Origin of the sequence: Kitasatospora sp. NPDC002227 (assembly GCF_040296285.1) — a bacterium.
In the GTDB taxonomy this organism is placed as follows: domain Bacteria; phylum Actinomycetota; class Actinomycetes; order Streptomycetales; family Streptomycetaceae; genus Kitasatospora.
Genome location: NZ_JBEOWY010000024.1, coordinates 1 through 16,243, shown reverse-complemented (window position 1 = coordinate 16,243; position 16,243 = coordinate 1). Strand labels below are relative to the sequence as shown.

The 16,243-nt window shown below is 71.3% G+C and carries 18 protein-coding genes and 1 pseudogene; 9 read left to right on the top strand and 10 right to left on the bottom strand.

Translation table 11 applies throughout. The annotated features are described in order from the left end of the window. Nucleotides 1-16: 16 nt before the first annotated feature. Both ABT095_RS21595 and ABT095_RS21590 read right to left on the bottom strand, forming a co-directional pair. A complete protein-coding gene (locus ABT095_RS21595) occupies nt 17-1,135 on the bottom strand; it encodes a lipid II:glycine glycyltransferase FemX (protein WP_350531082.1) in 1,119 nt (372 codons plus the stop codon). A 168-nt stretch (nt 1,136-1,303) separates the two neighbouring features. Further along, nucleotides 1,304-1,603 (bottom strand): hypothetical protein, encoded by a 300-nt coding sequence (locus tag ABT095_RS21590; RefSeq protein WP_350531081.1) that lies wholly within the window; start codon nt 1,601-1,603, stop codon nt 1,304-1,306. Between the two features lie 276 nt (nt 1,604-1,879). Between ABT095_RS21590 and rpsF the strand changes: the two genes are divergently transcribed. The 4 genes from rpsF (at nt 1,880) to rplI (ending at nt 3,658) form a co-directional block, all read left to right on the top strand. After that, complete coding sequence (rpsF, locus tag ABT095_RS21585; RefSeq protein ID WP_350531080.1) at nt 1,880-2,170, top strand: 30S ribosomal protein S6; 291 nt, start codon at nt 1,880-1,882, stop codon at nt 2,168-2,170. Between the two features lie 105 nt (nt 2,171-2,275). Then, nucleotides 2,276-2,872: a single-stranded DNA-binding protein gene (locus tag ABT095_RS21580; RefSeq protein ID WP_350531079.1), complete on the top strand. Its 597-nt coding sequence runs from the start codon at nt 2,276-2,278 to the stop codon at nt 2,870-2,872. Between the two features lie 85 nt (nt 2,873-2,957). Further along, complete coding sequence (gene rpsR, locus ABT095_RS21575; RefSeq protein ID WP_030270170.1) at nt 2,958-3,194, top strand: 30S ribosomal protein S18; 237 nt, start codon at nt 2,958-2,960, stop codon at nt 3,192-3,194. Nucleotides 3,195-3,211: 17 nt separating this feature from the next. After that, nucleotides 3,212-3,658: a 50S ribosomal protein L9 gene (gene rplI / locus ABT095_RS21570; protein WP_350531078.1), complete on the top strand. Its 447-nt coding sequence runs from the start codon at nt 3,212-3,214 to the stop codon at nt 3,656-3,658. A gap of 111 nt (nt 3,659-3,769) precedes the next feature. On the opposite strand, the gene ABT095_RS21565 is transcribed toward rplI, so the two are convergent. Beyond that, nucleotides 3,770-5,110 (bottom strand): MATE family efflux transporter, encoded by a 1,341-nt coding sequence (locus ABT095_RS21565; protein WP_350531077.1) that lies wholly within the window; start codon nt 5,108-5,110, stop codon nt 3,770-3,772. 453 nt (nt 5,111-5,563) lie between these two features. On the opposite strand from ABT095_RS21565, the gene dnaB reads away from it, so the two are divergent. After that, on the top strand, nt 5,564-8,476 hold the full coding sequence (gene dnaB, locus ABT095_RS21560; protein ID WP_502884953.1) for a replicative DNA helicase: 2,913 nt from the start codon (nt 5,564-5,566) through the stop codon (nt 8,474-8,476). A gap of 15 nt (nt 8,477-8,491) precedes the next feature. Here dnaB and ABT095_RS21555 read toward each other — a convergent pair whose 3' ends face one another. After that, on the bottom strand, nt 8,492-8,791 hold the full coding sequence (locus ABT095_RS21555) for a hypothetical protein (RefSeq protein ID WP_350531076.1): 300 nt from the start codon (nt 8,789-8,791) through the stop codon (nt 8,492-8,494). A gap of 138 nt (nt 8,792-8,929) precedes the next feature. Here ABT095_RS21555 and ABT095_RS21550 point away from each other — a divergent pair, with 138 nt between their 5' ends. Continuing rightward, nucleotides 8,930-9,556, top strand: coding sequence for a hypothetical protein (locus ABT095_RS21550; protein ID WP_350531075.1), 627 nt, complete (start codon nt 8,930-8,932; stop codon nt 9,554-9,556). Nucleotides 9,557-9,583: 27 nt separating this feature from the next. On the opposite strand, the gene ABT095_RS21545 is transcribed toward ABT095_RS21550, so the two are convergent. Continuing rightward, nucleotides 9,584-10,087, bottom strand: a complete 504-nt coding sequence (locus ABT095_RS21545; protein ID WP_350531074.1) for a hypothetical protein — start codon at nt 10,085-10,087, stop codon at nt 9,584-9,586. Nucleotides 10,088-10,388: 301 nt separating this feature from the next. Then, a pseudogene (locus tag ABT095_RS21540) lies at nt 10,389-10,466 on the bottom strand (VOC family protein); the annotation flags it as partial. A 56-nt stretch (nt 10,467-10,522) separates the two neighbouring features. On the opposite strand from ABT095_RS21540, the gene ABT095_RS21535 reads away from it, so the two are divergent. Next, complete coding sequence (locus tag ABT095_RS21535) at nt 10,523-11,101, top strand: HD domain-containing protein (RefSeq protein ID WP_350531073.1); 579 nt, start codon at nt 10,523-10,525, stop codon at nt 11,099-11,101. Here the strand turns inward: ABT095_RS21535 and ABT095_RS21530 are convergent. Together ABT095_RS21530 and ABT095_RS21525 are read right to left on the bottom strand one after the other, a co-directional pair. Further along, nucleotides 11,089-11,523, bottom strand: a complete 435-nt coding sequence (locus ABT095_RS21530; RefSeq protein WP_350531072.1) for a nucleoside deaminase — start codon at nt 11,521-11,523, stop codon at nt 11,089-11,091. The two genes, ABT095_RS21535 and ABT095_RS21530, sit on opposite strands and share 13 nt — an antisense overlap. After that, nucleotides 11,520-12,326 carry an LLM class flavin-dependent oxidoreductase gene (locus tag ABT095_RS21525; RefSeq protein ID WP_350531071.1) on the bottom strand — a complete coding sequence of 269 codons (807 nt, stop codon included), beginning with the start codon at nt 12,324-12,326 and terminating at the stop codon, nt 11,520-11,522. The genes ABT095_RS21530 and ABT095_RS21525 overlap by 4 nt, the downstream gene beginning before the upstream one ends. 94 nt (nt 12,327-12,420) lie before the next feature. Between ABT095_RS21525 and ABT095_RS21520 the strand changes: the two genes are divergently transcribed. After that, nucleotides 12,421-12,882, top strand: coding sequence for an Lrp/AsnC family transcriptional regulator (locus ABT095_RS21520; protein WP_350531070.1), 462 nt, complete (start codon nt 12,421-12,423; stop codon nt 12,880-12,882). Nucleotides 12,883-12,922: 40 nt separating this feature from the next. Here ABT095_RS21520 and ABT095_RS21515 read toward each other — a convergent pair whose 3' ends face one another. Further along, nucleotides 12,923-13,570 carry an O-methyltransferase gene (locus ABT095_RS21515; protein WP_350531154.1) on the bottom strand — a complete coding sequence of 216 codons (648 nt, stop codon included), beginning with the start codon at nt 13,568-13,570 and terminating at the stop codon, nt 12,923-12,925. A gap of 370 nt (nt 13,571-13,940) precedes the next feature. On the opposite strand from ABT095_RS21515, the gene ABT095_RS21510 reads away from it, so the two are divergent. Continuing rightward, complete coding sequence (locus tag ABT095_RS21510) at nt 13,941-14,738, top strand: maleylpyruvate isomerase N-terminal domain-containing protein (protein ID WP_350531069.1); 798 nt, start codon at nt 13,941-13,943, stop codon at nt 14,736-14,738. 48 nt (nt 14,739-14,786) lie between these two features. Here the strand turns inward: ABT095_RS21510 and manA are convergent, their stop codons facing one another. After that, nucleotides 14,787-15,983, bottom strand: a complete 1,197-nt coding sequence (gene manA / locus ABT095_RS21505) for a mannose-6-phosphate isomerase, class I (RefSeq protein WP_350531068.1) — start codon at nt 15,981-15,983, stop codon at nt 14,787-14,789. Nucleotides 15,984-16,243 lie beyond the last annotated feature (260 nt).

Sequence of the window (16,243 nt, the reverse complement as noted above, 5' to 3'; positions counted from 1 at the left end):
CCGAGAGCTAGGACGTTCAGCGGCGCGACATGTAGAGGTCGAGCGCCTTGTGCAGCAGCTTGTTGAGCGGGAAGTCCCACTCGCCCAGGTACTCGGCGGCCTGGCCGCCGGTGCCGACCTTGAACTGGATCAGGCCGAAGAGGTGGTCGTCCTCGTCGAGGGTGTCGCTGATCCCGCGCAGGTCGTAGATCCCGGCGCCGAGCGCGTACGCGTCGCGCATCATCCGCCACTGGATCGCGTTGGAGGGCTTCACCTCGCGCTTGTGGTCGGCCGAGGCGCCGTAGGAGTACCAGACGTGCTCGCCGACGGTGAGCATCGTGGTCGCGGCCAGCGGCTCGCCCTCGTGGTAGGCCAGGTAGAGCCGCATCCGGTCCGGGCCCTCGGCCGCCAGCGCCTTCCACATCCGCTGGAAGTAGGCGAGCGGGCGCGGGGTGAAGCCGTCCCGCTGGGCCGTCACCACATAGAGCTGGTGGAAGACCGCGAGGTCCTCGTAGCCGCCCTGGACGACCTCGACCCCGCTCTTCTCGGCCTTCTTGATGTTGCGCCGCCAGAGCTGGTTGAAGCCGCGCTGGATGTCGTCCAGCGAGCGGTTGGCCAGCGGCACCTGGAAGACGTACCGCGGCTGGACGTCGCCGAAGCCGGCCCCGCCGTCCTCGCCCTGCAGCCAGCCGGCCTTGCGCAGCCGGTCGGCCACCTCGAAGGCGCGCGGCTCGTACCAGCTCGGCTCGACGTCCCGCAGGCGCTTGGCCTCCTTGCCGGCGATCGCGTCCTTGATGGTCGGCGCGTCCCAGCGGCGGATCACCACCGGCGGGCCCATCTTCACCGAGAACGCGCCCTGGGCCTTGAGGTGCGCGAGCATCGGCTGCAGCCACTGCTCGAGGTCGCGGTCGAACCAGTCGATCACCGGCCCCTCGGGCAGGTAGGCCAGGTAGCGCTTGACCTTCGGCAGCTGCCGGTAGAGCACCAGCCCCACGCCGACCAGCTGCCCCTGGGCGTCGAACCAGCCGATGCTCTCCGAGCGCCACTCGGCCTTCACATCGCCCCAGGAGGGCACCTGCATGTGACTGGCGGACGGGCGCTCGCCGATGAACGCCAGGTGCTCCTCGCGGGTGATCGTCCTCAGGCGCAGGCTCATGCTGGGGTGTTCCTCCTCGGTCGGCCGGTCGAGAGTGACCCTATCGCCCGAATGGTCCGTTTCTCGGGCGGCCGACGCGGCGGCGCTCTCCTCACGAAACCCGAGTGCAGGTCCAAGACGTGAGGAGAGCGCCTCAAGTTACGCCGTCCGGGCTAACAGCCCGCCGGTTCACCCGATCAGCCCGCCATGGGCGAGACCGATCCCGAGCCCGAAGGCGGCGGCGCCGAGCGCGATCACCGTGACGAACCGCTCCGCGGTGGTGACCGAGACGAACTGGCTCCACAGGCCGGTCACCACACCGGCCAGGCCGGTCCAGGAACTCAGCATGTGCACGCTGTGGAAGAAGGAGCTGATGAAGGCCAGCAGCCCGAACACCACGGTCAGGCCGACCAGGGTGTTCTCACGGGGGTGCGGATGGCCGTCGGTGTTGAGGGTCAGGGCCGGCATGCGGCGGACGGTCTGTGCCATGAAGGACCCACCTCCTGAGGAGGAAGACGTGCCGTTCGGTACCCACCGGGCACCGCTTCGACCAGATTGCGGCGATTGGGGCGTGGATCACAAGCCCTATGCGTTTTGTTCGGCCGTACGGGTGCAGGTAGGCTGTGCGGTCTGCACTGGTGTAGTTGTGCCCCCGTCTGCCCTCCGGCAGGCCAGGCACTGTCACACGGCACCAGTGTCGACGCTGCACAACCCTCCTGCCACGGAGAGACCGTGGCCGTTGAGTCCAAAGGAGGTGGGTTTCTCATGCGTCACTACGAGCTGATGGTGATCCTCGACCCCTCGGTCGAGGAGCGCGCTGTCGCCCCCCTGATCGAGAACTTCATGGCTGTCGTCCGCAACGGCGGCGGCAAGGTCGAGAAGATCGACACCTGGGGCCGTCGTCGTCTGGCCTACGAGATCAACAAGCAGTCCGAGGGCATCTACTCGGTCATCGACCTCAAGGCCACCCCTGAGGTCGTCAAGGAGCTCGACCGCCAGCTTGGCCTGAGCGAGTCGGTTCTGCGGACCAAGGTCCTGCGCCCGGACACCCACTGAGCCACTTCCTGACGCCCTAGGCGTCGGGTTGGTTCACGCCCGGTGTTTCACGTGAAACATCCGGGCGAGCACCGCAGAACTTCTTTCCGAGAGGTCATCACCACCATGGCAGGCGAGACCGTCATCACCCTCGTCGGCAATCTCGTCGACGACCCCGAGCTGCGCTTCACCCCGTCGGGTGCCGCGGTCGCCAAGTTCCGCATCGCTTCGACGCCGCGGACCTTCGACCGTCAGACCAACGAGTGGAAGGACGGCGAGAGCCTCTTCCTCACGTGCAACGTCTGGCGTCAGCCCGCGGAGAACGTCGCCGAATCGCTGCAGCGCGGCATGCGCGTCATCGTGCAGGGCCGACTGCGCCAGCGGTCTTACGAGACCAAGGAAGGCGAGAAGCGCACGGTCTTCGAGGTCGAGGTCGACGAGGTCGGTCCGAGCCTGCGTTCCGCCACCGCCAAGGTCACCCGGGCCAACCGGTCCGGTGGTCAGGGCGGTCCCGGTGGTGGCTTCGGTGGCGGCGGCGGCCAGGGCGGTTACGGCGGCGGCCAGCAGGGCGGCGGTTGGGGTGGCCCGCAGGGCAACTCCGGCGGTCAGTCCGGCCCCTCCGACGACCCGTGGGCGTCCAGTGCTCCCTCTGGTGGAAACCAGGGTGGCGGCGGCTGGGGTGCCCCGTCCGGCGGCGGCTACTCGGAAGAGCCCCCGTTCTAAACGGGAGCCAGTAGTTCCAAGCGGTATGGCGCCGGCCCTCGGGCCCGGCGAACGCTGACAGATTTCGTAATCACAGGAGCAAACGATGGCGAAGCCGCCTGCTCGCAAGCCTAAGAAGAAGGTTTGCGTCTTCTGCAAGGACAAGGTCAACTACGTTGACTACAAGGACACGAACCTGCTTCGCAAGTTCATCTCCGACCGCGGCAAGATCCGCGCCCGCCGGGTCACCGGCAACTGCACCCAGCACCAGCGTGACGTCGCCACGGCCGTGAAGAACAGCCGTGAGATGGCGCTGCTGCCCTACACCTCCACCACGCGCTAAGAGAGGGTGACCGAAACATGAAGATCATCCTCACGCACGAGGTTCCCGGTCTCGGCTCGGCCGGCGAGGTCGTCGAGGTCAAGGACGGTTACGCCCGTAACTTCCTGGTCCCGCGTGGCTTCGCCATCCGCTGGACCCGCGGTGGCCAGAAGGACGTCGACGCCATCCGTCGCGCCCGCAAGATCCACGAGATCCAGACCCTCGAGGCTGCCAACGAGATCAAGGGCCAGCTCGAGGGCCTGCAGGTCAAGCTGGCCGTTCGCTCCGGCGACGCCGGCCGCCTGTTCGGCTCGGTGACGCAGGCCGACGTCGTGGAGGCCATCAAGGCCGCCAACGGCCCGGTCGTGGACAAGCGCGCCGTCGCGATCGCCTCGCCGATCAAGACCGTGGGCACCCACCGCGTCTCGGTCAAGCTGCACGCCGATGTCCAGGCCAACCTGGACGTCGCCGTCGTCGGTGCCTGAGCTCTCCGAGCCCAGGCCGAGCTGACTCGGCTGTGAGGGCCGGGTTCCCCTTCGGGGGAGCCCGGCCCTTCGCCTTTCCGGTCCCTTCCCGCTCAGGCCCGGACGGCTGGTTCAGGCCCGGACGGCGCCCGGGACGGCCCACGCGCCCGTACGGAAGCGGTGCCAGAGCAGGGCGGCCCGGGTGAGCATGAACAGGTTCATCGCCCACCAGAGCCCGGCCAGGCCGAGCCCCAGGGCCGGTACGGCGAACGCGGCCGGGGTGAAGACCACCAGGTTGGCGAGCATCGCCCAGGCCAGGTAGGTGCCGTCCCCGGCGCCCATCAGCACCCCGTCCAGCACGAAGACCAGCCCGCCGACCGGCTGGGTGAGCGCGGCCAGCAGCAGGGCGGTGCCCAGCTGGTGCCGGACCGCCGGGTCGGTGGTGAACAGCGGTACGTACAGCGGCCGGGCCAGCACCAGCGCCAGCCCGAGCAGCACCCCCGAGCCGATGCCCCACTGCACCATCCGCCGGGCGGCGGCCCGGGTGCCCGGCAGGTCGCCGGCGCCCAGGTAGCGGCCGATGATGGCCTGCCCGGCGATCGCGATGGCGTCCAGCGCGAAGGCCAGGAAGCCCCAGATGGTCATGGTGATCTGGTGCGCCGCGATCCGGGTGTCACCCAGCCCGGCGGCCACGGCGGTGGCGATCACCAGCACCGCGCGCAGGCTCAGGGTGCGGATCAGCAGCGGCCCGCCGGCCCGGGCGCAGGCCCGGATGCCGGCTGCGTCCGGCCGCAGGCTCGCCCCGGCCCGGCGGGCGCCGCGGACCACCACGACCAGGTACGCGGCGGCCATCCCGGTCTGCGCGATCACCGTGCCCCAGGCCGAGCCGGCCACGCCGAGCCCGGCGCCGTAGACCAGCCCGAGGTTCAGCGCGATGTTGGCGCCGAAGCCGCCGATCGCCACCAGCAGCGGGGTGCGGGTGTCCTGGAAGCCGCGCAGCACGCCGGTGGCGGCCAGCACCATCAGCATCCCCGGGATGCCCAGTGCGCTGATCCGCAGATAGGTGACCGCGTACGGCGCGGCGGTCGGGGAGGCGCCGAGGGCGTCGGCCGCCTGCGGGGCCAGCAGCAGGGCGGCCGCGGCCACGCCGACGGAGAGCAGCAGGGCGAGCCAGATGCCGTCCATGCCCTGCTGCACGGCCGCCCGGCGGTCCCCGGCGCCGATCCGGCGGGCCACGGCCGCCGTGGTCGCGTACGCCAGGAAGACGAAGACCCCGGTCGCGGTGGAGAGCAGGGTCGCGGCGACGCCGAGACCGGCCAGCTGGGCGGTGCCGAGGTGGCCGACGATCGCGGAGTCGGCGAGCAGGAAGAGCGGCTCGGCGACGAGTGCGCCGAAGGCCGGGACGGCCAGGGCGAGAATCTCGCGGTCGTGGCGGCGCCGGTCCTGTGGGCGGGGAGCGGGGGCGGTGGTCACCGGGTCAGCCTACTCATCCACAGGTAATGAGCGCTATGGCCTATTGGGGATTACGTCACAAGCTGTGGACAGTGGTGGGCGACTGCTCCGCGGGAGTGAGCGCGGGGCTGTGTGAAGAATTTCTCATGCACAGCCGGTGGAGGGAGTATTTGCAGGTCAGAGCGTTGACGCCGAGTAGATCGTGTGGTTATCCACAGTGATGTCCACAGAGTTGTGCACAGGTTCGAGGCAGTTACCCACAGGCCGGGGACAGTCGTCCACATGTCCTGTGGATAACCATCTTGGCCGATCGCCTCCCGGCCCCTTAGCGTGGACGCCTGCCCGCCGTGCCTTCCGGGCGACACCCGCCCCCCGACGTCGGATTTGTCCGGCCGGTGGCGTATGAAGGAAGCACCTGCCCACCACTCCTGGTTGACCGCTCCAACCGCACCGCTCGCTGATCGGGGAACTCGCGTGACCGGCCCCCAGTACGACGACCACGACGTGCCTCCGCCGCCGGAGGACGACTGGCAGCCGTCCGACGATGCCTTCCCCCCGGGGCCCTTCCCGGACGGGCCGGGCGACCGGCTGCCCGTCTCGCGCCGGGACGGCTCCGGCTCCGGCTCTGGCTCCGGCTCCGGCGGGTCCGGTGGCTCCGGCGGCGGCAAGGGCTCCTTCAACGGGAAGGGCGGCTCCTTCGGGGGCAAGGGCAAGCGGGACGGCGGCTCCGGTGCCGAGGAGGAACGCTCCGCCGCCGACAGCTTCGAGCGGGTGCCCCCGCAGGACATCCCGGCCGAGCAGTCCGTGCTCGGCGGCATGCTGCTGTCCAAGGACGCCATCGCGGACGTGGTCGAGGTCCTCAAGCCCATCGACTACTACCGCCCCGCCCATGAGCTGATCCACAGCGCGATCCTCGACCTCTACGCCCGCGGCGAGCCGGCCGACCCGATCACCGTCGCCAGCGAGCTGACCAAGCGCGGCGAGCTGGCCCGGGTCGGCGGCGCCTCCTACCTGCACACCCTGGTCAACTCCGTCCCGACGGCCGCCAACGCCGAGTACTACGCGGAGATCGTCCACGAGCGCGCCGTCCTGCGCCGCCTGGTCGAGGCCGGTACCCGCATCGCCGGCATGGGCTACGCCGCCGAGGGCGACGTCGACGAGATCGTCAACGCCGCCCAGGCCGAGATCTACGCCGTCACCGAACAGCGCACCAGCGAGGATTACGCCCCCCTCGCCGACATCATGGAAGGCGCCCTCGACGAGATCGAGGCCATCGGCTCCCGCCAGGGCCAGATGTCCGGCGTCCCCACCGGCTTCGCCGACCTCGACGCCCTCACCAACGGCCTCCACCCCGGCCAGATGATCGTCATCGCGGCACGACCGGCTATGGGTAAGTGCCTAAGTGGCAGTTCAGTCATTACTGAGGCTCTTTCCGGAGAGCGCGTCACTGTCGCAGACTTCGTGCACCGGGGGCAGGCCGGTGAGCACCTCGAGGTGCACACTCTCGACGATGAGTGGAAGTTGCGTGCTGTCCAGCCCTCGGACTTCATCGACAACGGCCGCCGGGCCGTGCTCACTCTGACCACCCAGCTCGGACGCTCCATCACCGCGACGCCGAACCATCCCTTCCGCACTCTGCGGGGCTGGGTGCCGCTGGAGGAGCTGCAGCGGGGCGACCGGATCGCCGTGGCCCGCGACCTCCAGGCGGGGGCGTCGGCCGAGCTGCCGAGCGCGCTGGTGGCTCTGACGGGCTATCTGCTCGGTGACGGCAGCCTGCTGGGGAAGACCCCGTCCCTCACCGCCTGCTCGGCCGCGATCCGCGCCGACGCCGACCGCTGGGCCCGGCAGCTGCTGCTGCGGCCGCACCACGGTGTCGGGCGGGCCTGTTCCGACCGGGACTGCGCGCAGGAGCAGCCGCACGACCACCCCTCCCGGGTGACGCTCTCGGCTGCTCTGGACGGCGGCAACCCGCTCACAGCGCGCCTGCGCGAGTGGGGCCTGATGGGCACGGGCAGTCACACCAAGTTCGTCCCCGTGCCGATCTTCCGGCTCCCCGAGCCGCAGATCGCCCTCTTCCTCTCCCGGCTCTACGCCACCGACGGCTGGGCCTCGGTCTCCAAGCCGGGCAACCAGCCGCAGATCGGCTACTGCTCGGTCAGCGAGCGGTTGGCCCGGGACGTGGCGCACCTGCTGCTGCGGCTGGGCATCGTGGCCGAGGTGGTGCGCCGCACGGTGGCGTACCAGGGTGAGCGGCGGCCGGCCTTCCAGGTGTTGATCCACGACATCGACCAGATCCGCACCTTCGCCGCGCGGGTCGGGATCTTCTCGAAGGAAGCGCAGCTGGCCGAGGTCCTGGAGAGCTTCGGTGAGCGGGTGGGCCGGCCGAACCTGGATCTGATCCCCGGCGAGGTCTGGGATCTGGTCCAGGCTGAGAAGGGCAGGCTGAGCTGGGCCGAGCTGAGCGCGCGAGCCGGGCGTCCGCGTAGCCACAACTGGCACGTCGGGCAGGCGGTGAGCCGGCACCGGCTGATGGAGCTGGCGAAGGCGCTGGACTCGCGGGCCCTGCTGGACCTGGCCTCCTCCGACGTCCAGTGGGACGCGGTCGAGTCCGTGGTCCCGGCGGGCGAGGAGCAGGTCTTCGACCTGACGGTGGACGGCACCCACAACTTCGTCGCCAACGACATCGTGGTGCACAACTCCACTCTCGCGTTGGACTTCTCCCGCGCCTGCTCGATCACGAACGGGCTGCCTTCGGTCATCTTCTCCCTTGAGATGGGGCGCAACGAGATCGCGATGCGCCTGCTCTCGGCGGAGGCGCGGGTGGCGCTGCACCACATGCGGTCGGGGCAGATGACGGACGACGACTGGACGCGAGTCGCCCGGCGGATGCCGGATGTGACGGCGGCTCCGCTGTACATCGACGACTCGCCGAACCTGTCGATGATGGAGATCCGGGCGAAGTGCCGGCGGCTGAAGCAGCGTGCGGACCTCAAGCTGGTGGTCATCGACTACCTCCAGCTGATGCAGTCCGGTGGCTCGCGCCGGGCCGAGAACCGTCAGCAGGAGGTCTCGGACATGTCCCGTAACCTCAAGCTGCTGGCGAAGGAGCTCGAGGTGCCGGTCATCGCGCTCTCCCAGCTGAACCGTGGCCCCGAGCAGCGCACCGACAAGAAGCCGATGGTCAGCGACCTGCGTGAGTCCGGCTCGATCGAGCAGGACGCGGACATGGTCATCCTGCTCCACCGTGAGGACGCCTACGAGAAGGAGTCCCCCCGCGCCGGCGAGGCGGACCTGATCGTCGCCAAGCACCGTAACGGCCCCACCGCCACCATCACCGTGGCCTTCCAGGGCCACTACTCCCGCTTCGTCGACATGACCCGGGAGTAGCGCCCCCGGTAAGGCTCAGTCGCTGGAGAGATGGGCCTGAACGTTGGAGAGGCGGGCCTGAAAACTGGTGGCGACGTCGCCGCCGGTGTTCAGAGCCGCCACGCCGTCCGGCCAGTCCTCGCCCCATGCCGGGCTGACGGGCCTGCCCTGCGGAGCGAGGTGCTCGGACTGGCCGTCGACCAGGACCCGAGCGACGGCACCGGCATGCGGCGCGGACGCCTGGACGGTGACGGCCGTGCCGAAGCCGGCGACGGCCAGGGCCGCGGCGGCGAGGCCGGTGGCGATGGCGAGCGTTCGAGTGTGACGGATCGGCATCTCTGTTCCCCCGTGAAGTCCCGCACCCGCCCGAGTCGGCGGCTGCGGGGACGACCCAATCACCACAGGGCCTCTGCAGCAAGGGCCAGGGCCCGGGTCTTGGCGAAACGGGTGGACGACGACCGGAGAATATCCGCTATGGGGACGGACATCAGTGGCTTGGTGGAGTGCCGGGCCTGGCGGTTGCACGAGGAGGGGGAGCCGGTCTGGCACGCGGCCGTCAACCTCTTCATGCTTTACCGGGGTAGGGACTACGACGCCTTCGGCTGCCTGTTCGGGGTCCGCAACTACGCCAACTTCCGGCCGCTGGCGGCGGGTCGGGGGAGGCCGGCGGACGCCTCGGATGCGGTGAGGGCGGAGCTGGACCGGCTGGCGCAGTGGCCGGAGTCGGTTTCCGGCACCAGCTGGATCACCTGGGCCGAGCTGAAGGCGGTCGACTGGACCGAGCTGACCGAGAAGGACGACAGCCGGATTCACGAGTACCGGCGGACGGCCGACGGGCTCGAGTACGTGGGCAAGTCCGCGTGGTCCCGGGAGTTCGCCGAGGTGTCCGGCATCGACCGGCGGGTTTCCGAGCAGGAGCCGACCTGGCCCGAGGGCAGCGAGTGGCGCAGCGGCGACAGGGTCTACCGGTCCACTCGGATCAGCCGTCGGGACGCCGTCGAGGAGAACGGCGAGTGGCAGCCGGTCTGGACGGTCATGGAGACGCTCGCCGCCTTGCACGGGGACGAGAACGTCCGGCTGGTGGTCTGGTTCGACAGCTGAGGAGGGCGGCCGGTGGGCCGAGGCGGTTCACTGCCACAGGTCCGCGCCGTCCCGGCCGCTCGGGTCGGTGGTCAGCAGGTCTTCGTGCAGGCCGTCGAGGGTGCGGCCGGTGGGGGAGCCGTCGTCGGTGGATTCCATGAGCAGCCAGCCGGTGTCGATCCCGGGAACGTCCGTGTCCGGGCCGGTGTCGAGGGTGTCCACCGTGGCGAAGACGGATTCGTAGGCGGCGGCCCGGGCGAGGAGCAGCAGGTCGTCCCGGTCCGCTCCTGCGGCCAGGAGGCGTCGGGCCGCCGGGATCTGTTCCAGGGCGCCCGGGGTGCCCCAACTGTCGATCGCGACGTCCCACAGGGAGCGGAGCAGCAGGAAGCGGGCGAGGTGCGGTTGGGCCTCGTCGATCGCTGAGGTCACCCAGGTGGGGGCGTCGGTGGCACCGAGGGCCTCGAAGCGGGTGCGGAGGGTCTCGGCTGCGGCCCGCTTCGAAGGGGTGAGCCCGGACAACCACGACTGCCATGCTGTTTCGGCGTCACTCATGGCCTGAGGATCTCGTACTGGGTGTCGTACGGGGGCGGCGGACTCGGCCGCATGCGTGAGAGATCCGTCGAGTCGGGGACCATCACTGCGCCGTCCGGGGTGATGGTGCTCGGCACGGCTGGGTGGATCGGCCACTGGCAGGAGCCGGGCCGGCCCCAGTCCGAGCGGGCGACGGATGCGGCTGCGTCGGACCGTACGGGTGGCCGTACCTGGTCTCGGTCGGCAAGCCCACCGATCCGCCCTACGGCTTCGGGTCGAGCCGGCCGGCCAGGACGCAGAACTCGTTGCCCTCCGGGTCGGCGAGGACGGCGCACCAGAACCGGGCGAGGGCGGCGGGATCGGCGCAGTCGATCGCGAGTTCGGTGAACTTGGCAGCCATGGCAGGGCCTCCGGCGAGAAGAGGGGGGCGGACGGGAGCACGCCTACCCTGGCGCGATGAAGAACATCACCGCGACAGCCACCGGGCAGACCCGGGGCCCGGAGTTGGAGCCGCTGCCGGGGCGGGTGGTCCAGCTGTTGGAGCGGGCGGCCGCACCGCTGCGGCTGGTGGCCCATCTGCGGGCCGTCCATGACGTGGCGTCACAGTTGACGGAGTGGGTGGCGGCGCAGTGTCCGGGGCTGGAGATGGACCGGGAGGCGGTGCTGTTCGGGGCGGCCACGCATGACATCGGCAAGGCGCTGCACCCCGCCGAGCTGTCCGGGCCGGGTTCTGAACACGAGGTGGCCGGGCGGGAGTTGCTGCTGGGGTACGGGGTGCCTGCGGAGCTGGCCCGGTTCGCCGAGGGGCATGCCCGGTGGGGAGGGACCGGGATCGAGGACCTGCTGGTGAGCCTGGCCGACAAGGTCTGGAAGGGCAAGCGGGTGCCGGAGCTGGAGGAGCTGGTGGTGGCCGAGCTGGTGCGGTGCAGCGGTCGGCCGGAGTGGGAGGAGTTCCTGAGGTTGGACGATCTGTTGGGGCGGATCGGGGAGGGGGCGGACGAGCGGTTGGCGTACCAGGGGGCTCACCCGGTGTAGTAGGTCTCGACGGGGGTGCGGGCGAGGTCGTAGAGGGCGGGGCCTTCGTGGGTGGGGGTGGGCCAGGTGCCGGAGGCGGGGTTGAGGGCGATGAGTTGTCCGGTGGAGAGGGCGTGCACGACGCGGCCCAGGCCCGAGCGCTGGAGGGCGCCCTCGCACATGGTGCAAGGCTGGCAGCTGGTGAACATGGTGGTACGGGCGGCCGTGGCGGGGTCGAGCTCGCGGGCGGCCCAGCGGGCGAGTTTGAGTTCGGGGTGGGCGGTGATGTCGTCGTCCCGGCGGACGGTGTTGTGGGCCTCGGCGAGGACGGTGCCGTCCGGGGCGGCGAGCAGCGAGCCGTAGGGGGCGTCGCCGAGGGTGACGGCGGTGGCGGCGATCTCGATGGCGCGGCGCAGGAGTGCTTCGTCGGCGGGGGTGATCACGGTGCTGCCTTCCAGTGGGTGGCGACGGCGGTGAGGTCGCGCCAGGCGGTGGCGGGGGTCAGGGTGGCGGCGGGGTCGCCGTGGTACGGGTCGAGGACGACGCTGTCGGCGCCGAGCCCGCGCAGCTCGCGCAGGTCGGTGAGGACTTGGCCGAGGGTGCCGACCCCGGCGGTCCGGTCGGGGTCGGTGACCGGGGTGGTGGTGAGCCGCAGGGCGATCCGGGGCGCGAGGCCGGGGAGCGGCTGCTCGGGGAGGGTGGCGCGCAGCCACGGGAGGGTGGGCCGCAGCGGGTGCCAGGCGTCGCCGTACGCGAGGGTGCGGCGCAGGCCGGCGGCGCTGTTGCCGCCGATCCAGAGCGGGATGTCGGTGCCTTCGGCCTGCCAGGTGCGGCGCAGGGTGGCCAGGGCCTGGTCGGTGCGGCGGCCCCGGTCGGCGAACGGGATGCCGAGGGCCTCGAACTCCTGGCGGGCCCAGCCGATGCCGGCGCCGAGCACCAGGCGGCCTTCGGTGAGCCGGTGCAGGGTGGTGGCGGTGCGGGCGGTCAGCAGCGGGTCGCGGTAGGGCAGGATCAGCACGGTGGTGCCGAAGCGCAGCCTGCTGGTGGCGCCGGCCAGCCAGGCGAGCGTGGTGAAGGGCTCGTAGAACGGCTCGGGGTAGCGCTCGGCCACGTCCGGGGTGATGACCAGGTGGTCGGACATCATGAGCAGGTCGTAGCCGAGGCCCTCCACCGTCCGGGCCCACTCGCGCAGGACGCCGGGGTCGGTGCCGGGCCCGAAGTTGGGGACGTTGACGCCTAGGTGCATGGCAGCGACGCTATCTTGGCGGTCACCTCGGATTGAACGGACTTCTCCTGGTAAACCGAGGTCTGCGCCATGGATCTGACGGTATGTTCGGCCGGTGACCGGGAATCTTGACGACGTGGACTGGGCCATCATCGGGCAGTTGCAGGGCGAGGCGCGGATCTCCCTCAGCGAGCTCGGGCGCCGGGTGAGCCTGAGTGCCTCGGCGACCACCGAGCGGGTGCGCCAGCTGGAGGCGCAGGGGGTGATCACCGGCTACCGGGCCGAGGTGGATCTGACCAGGGTGGGGTACCCGGTGCTCGCGGTGGTGCGCCTCAAGTACCCCGGCAGCCGCCACGAACCGCTGCACCGGCTGCTCGCCGAGCGCCGCGAGATCCTGGAGTGCCTGCGGACCACGGGCGACGACTGCTACACCCTCAAGGTCGCGGCGACTTCGATGGGCCATCTGGAGCGGCTGATCGACGAGCTCGCCGCCTTCGGGTCCACCACGACGAGCATCGTCTACCGCCAGACCCTCCCCTTCAGAGGCCCGGCCCGCCCGGACCGGGCGGGGGCGTGAGACGGCCTCGCAGTGAGGCCGTCTCACGCCCCCGGGCGGCTCAGCGCTTGCGGGCCAGGGTGACGCCGTCGCGGACCGGGAGCATGACCGAGTCGACGCGCTGGTCGGCGGCGATCCGGTCGTTGAGCTCGCGCATGGTCACGTACTGGGGCCGGTCGCAGGCGGGGTCGACGACGGCGCCGGCCTGGAGGACGTTGTCGAGCACGATCAGGCCGCCGGGGCGCAGCCGCCGGACCAGCTCCTCGAAGTAGAGCGGGTAGCTGACCTTGTCGGCGTCGATGAAGGCGATGTCGATGTTCTCCTCCAGCGGGAGGGCGCGCAGGGTCTCCAGGGCCGGGGCGATCCTCAGCTCGATCCGGTCGGCCACGCCCGCGCGCTCCCAGTACGGCTTGGCGCGCGAGGTCCACTCCTCGCTGACGTCGCAGGCAAGCAGGTGCCCGTCGGCGGGCAGGCCGCGCGCGATGCAGAGCGAGGAGTACCCGGTGAAGACGCCGACCTCGACGGCCCGGCGGGCGCCGACCAGCTGGGTCAGCATGGTGAGGAAGGCACCTTCGTCGTGCGAGATCTGCATCCCGGCGGCGCCGCCGGTGGCCTCCCTGGTCTCGGTGACCAGGTCCTGGAGGATCTCGTCCGGCGGCGTGCAGTGGGTGAGCAGGTAGTCGCCGACCAGCGGGTGGGTGATCTGCAGGTTCTCGCCGTCGACCGGCTCGGACCACTCGACGGTGAGCTTCGGGTCCGCGGCGGCCAGCCGCTCGGTCACGTCGCGGCGGACGGCCGCCAATGCCTCGGAGGTGAGCGCGGTGGCGATCAGGTCGAGGTACCTGCCGACCGGGTGGAGCACGCAGGTGCCCTCGGCGTACGTGAGGGTGGCGCGGCCGTCCCGGCCGACGACGGCCGCCACGCCGGGGCCGGCCTGGGCGGCGGCGCGGGCGTATTCGGCGGAGTTCGGGGTTTCTACCAGCGCGGTGGAGGCGGGCATGGTGGCTCCTTGGACGCGGTGGGGCGGCTTGATCAGAGAGTAGACGAACCGACGGGCCGGCAGGTGGCACAGTGGGGCGATGGACCATGTCTCCCACTTTCGCCGTGAGGTACGGGCGTTCGAGGCGGCGATCCGCCCGGCGCTGCTGGTCGAGCCGGTGCCGATGGTGCCTTCCTGCCCCGCCTGGTCGGCCGCCGACCTGACGGTGCACCTGGGTGGTGTGCACCGCTACGTGAGCCGGATCCTCGGCCGGCGCCTGACCACCGAGCCGGACCCGGCCGATCTGACGATCTACGGGCTCCCGGCGGACCTGACCGGCTGGCCGCTGCCGACGGCCGCGCCGAACCGGGGCGCACCGCCGCCGCTGCTCGCGGACTGGTTCGCCGAGGGCGCCGACGAGTTGGCCGCTCTGCTGGGGGCGGCCGACCCGGCGGAGCCGGTCTGGACCTGGGCGCCGGAGCAGTCGGCCGGCTTCTGGCTGCGGATCCAGACCATCGAGGCCGCCGTGCACCGCTGGGACGCCGAGGGGGTGTTCGGCACCCCGGCGCCGGTCGACGCCGAGCTGGCGGCGGACGCCGTGCCGCAGTTCTTCGAGGTGATGGCCCCGGCCCGCCGGGCCTGGCGCGGCTCGCCGCCGGGAGCCGGCGAGCGCTACCGCCTCCGGCGTACGGACGGGCCCGGGTGCTGGACGGTCTGTTTCGACGGCGCGCAGGTCAGCGTCGCTGCGCCGGAAGGCGGTGCCTGTGACCTCGAACTGGCCGGTACCGCATCGGACTTGATGCTCCACCTCTGGCGCCGCGGCCCGGCCGACCGGCTGGCCGCCACCGGCGACGAAGCCCTGCACGCCCGCCTCTTCGAGCTGGTCCCGCCGGAGTGAGAGGCAGCCGACGGATCGTCACCCCGGTCGTCGCGCTGGCGGTAGCCGCTACAGCGTGACCGTGGCGCGGAAGACGGTGGCGGCGGGGGCGCCGGTCAGGGTGGTGTCCCGGCCGTCGGCGGGCAGGAAGGCGGAGTCGCCCGGGCCGAGGGTCAGGGTGGTGCCGTCGGCGGCGGTGAGCAGCGCGCCGCCCTCGGTGCAGAGGAGGATCTGCGGGGCCGCGCCGGTCAGCCGGGCGGCCCCGTCGGCCAGCTGGTACCGGGACAGGCGGAACTCGTCGATCGGCACCGGGTACAGCTGCTCGCCGTCGGCGGCGGTGGCGGGGCGCAGCACCTCGGGGTGGCGCCCTTCGAAGATGACCACGCGCAGCAGCTCGGGCACGTCGATGTGCTTGGGGGTGAATCCGCCGCGCAGCACGTTGTCGGAGTTGGCCAGGATCTCGACGCCCAGGCCGCGCAGGTAGGCGTGCGGGATCCCGGCGCCCAGATAGAGCGCCTCGTTCGGCTTCAGGCGCACGTAGTTGAGCAGCAGGGCGGCCAACAGGCCGGTGTCGCCGGGGAATTCACGGGCGGCGAAGGCGTACCCGGAGAACTGCCCGTCCGGCTCGGCCGCTGCTGCCCGCTCGACCGCTTCGGCCACCTTGGCGATCGTGTCGGTGGCGGCCGGGCCGGTCATCGACAGCACGGTGGCGAGCGCCTCGCTGAGCGCCTCGGCCTCCGGCTTGGTACGCAACAGGTGGATCAGGTCGAGCAGTTCGGCGACCTCGAGCGATTCGAGCAGCTCGGCCGCCTCGGCCACCGGGCGGAACCCGCACAGGCCTTCGAACTCGGTGACGGCGCAGATGAGTTCGGGCTTGTGGTTGGCGTCGCGGTAGTTGCGGTTCGGCGCGTCGGCCGGGATGCCCCGGGCCTCCTCCGCGGCGTACCCGGCGCGGGCCTGGGCCAGGTCGGGGTGGGCCTGGATGGAGAGCGGCAGGCCGGCGGCGAGCACCTTGAGCAGGAAGGGCAGCTCCGGCCCGAACTTGGCGACGGCCGCCGCCCCGAGCTCCCGCTCCGGCGCCGCGGCGATCAGCTCGGCCAGCGACTGCGGCCCCGCGCCCCGGTCGACCCGCGAGGGCGCGCCCGGGTGGGCGCCCAGCCACATCTCCGCCTGCGGTTCACCGGTCGGCTCCTGGCCCAGCAGCTCGGGGATGTACGTGACCGAGCCCCAGGCGTAGGGGCGGACGGTGTTGGCGAGCTTGTCCATGGTCACGGGTCCTTCGAGGTATGGCTTCCGGAGTACGGGGGGTTACGGCGTGCGGTGCCCGGTGCCGACGGGCCTGCGGAGGGATCGACCCTAACCCAGCTTTCGTGACGGCAGGGTGACACCCGGGTGGCCGTGTGGAGCCGCCCGGGTGCACCGGCACCGCCTTCGGGGTCAGGCGCGGACGAGTCCGAGGACGGTGTCGCGCAGGTCCGCCATCACGGCCGGGTCCTTGGCCTCGACGTTCAGGCGCAGCAGGGGTT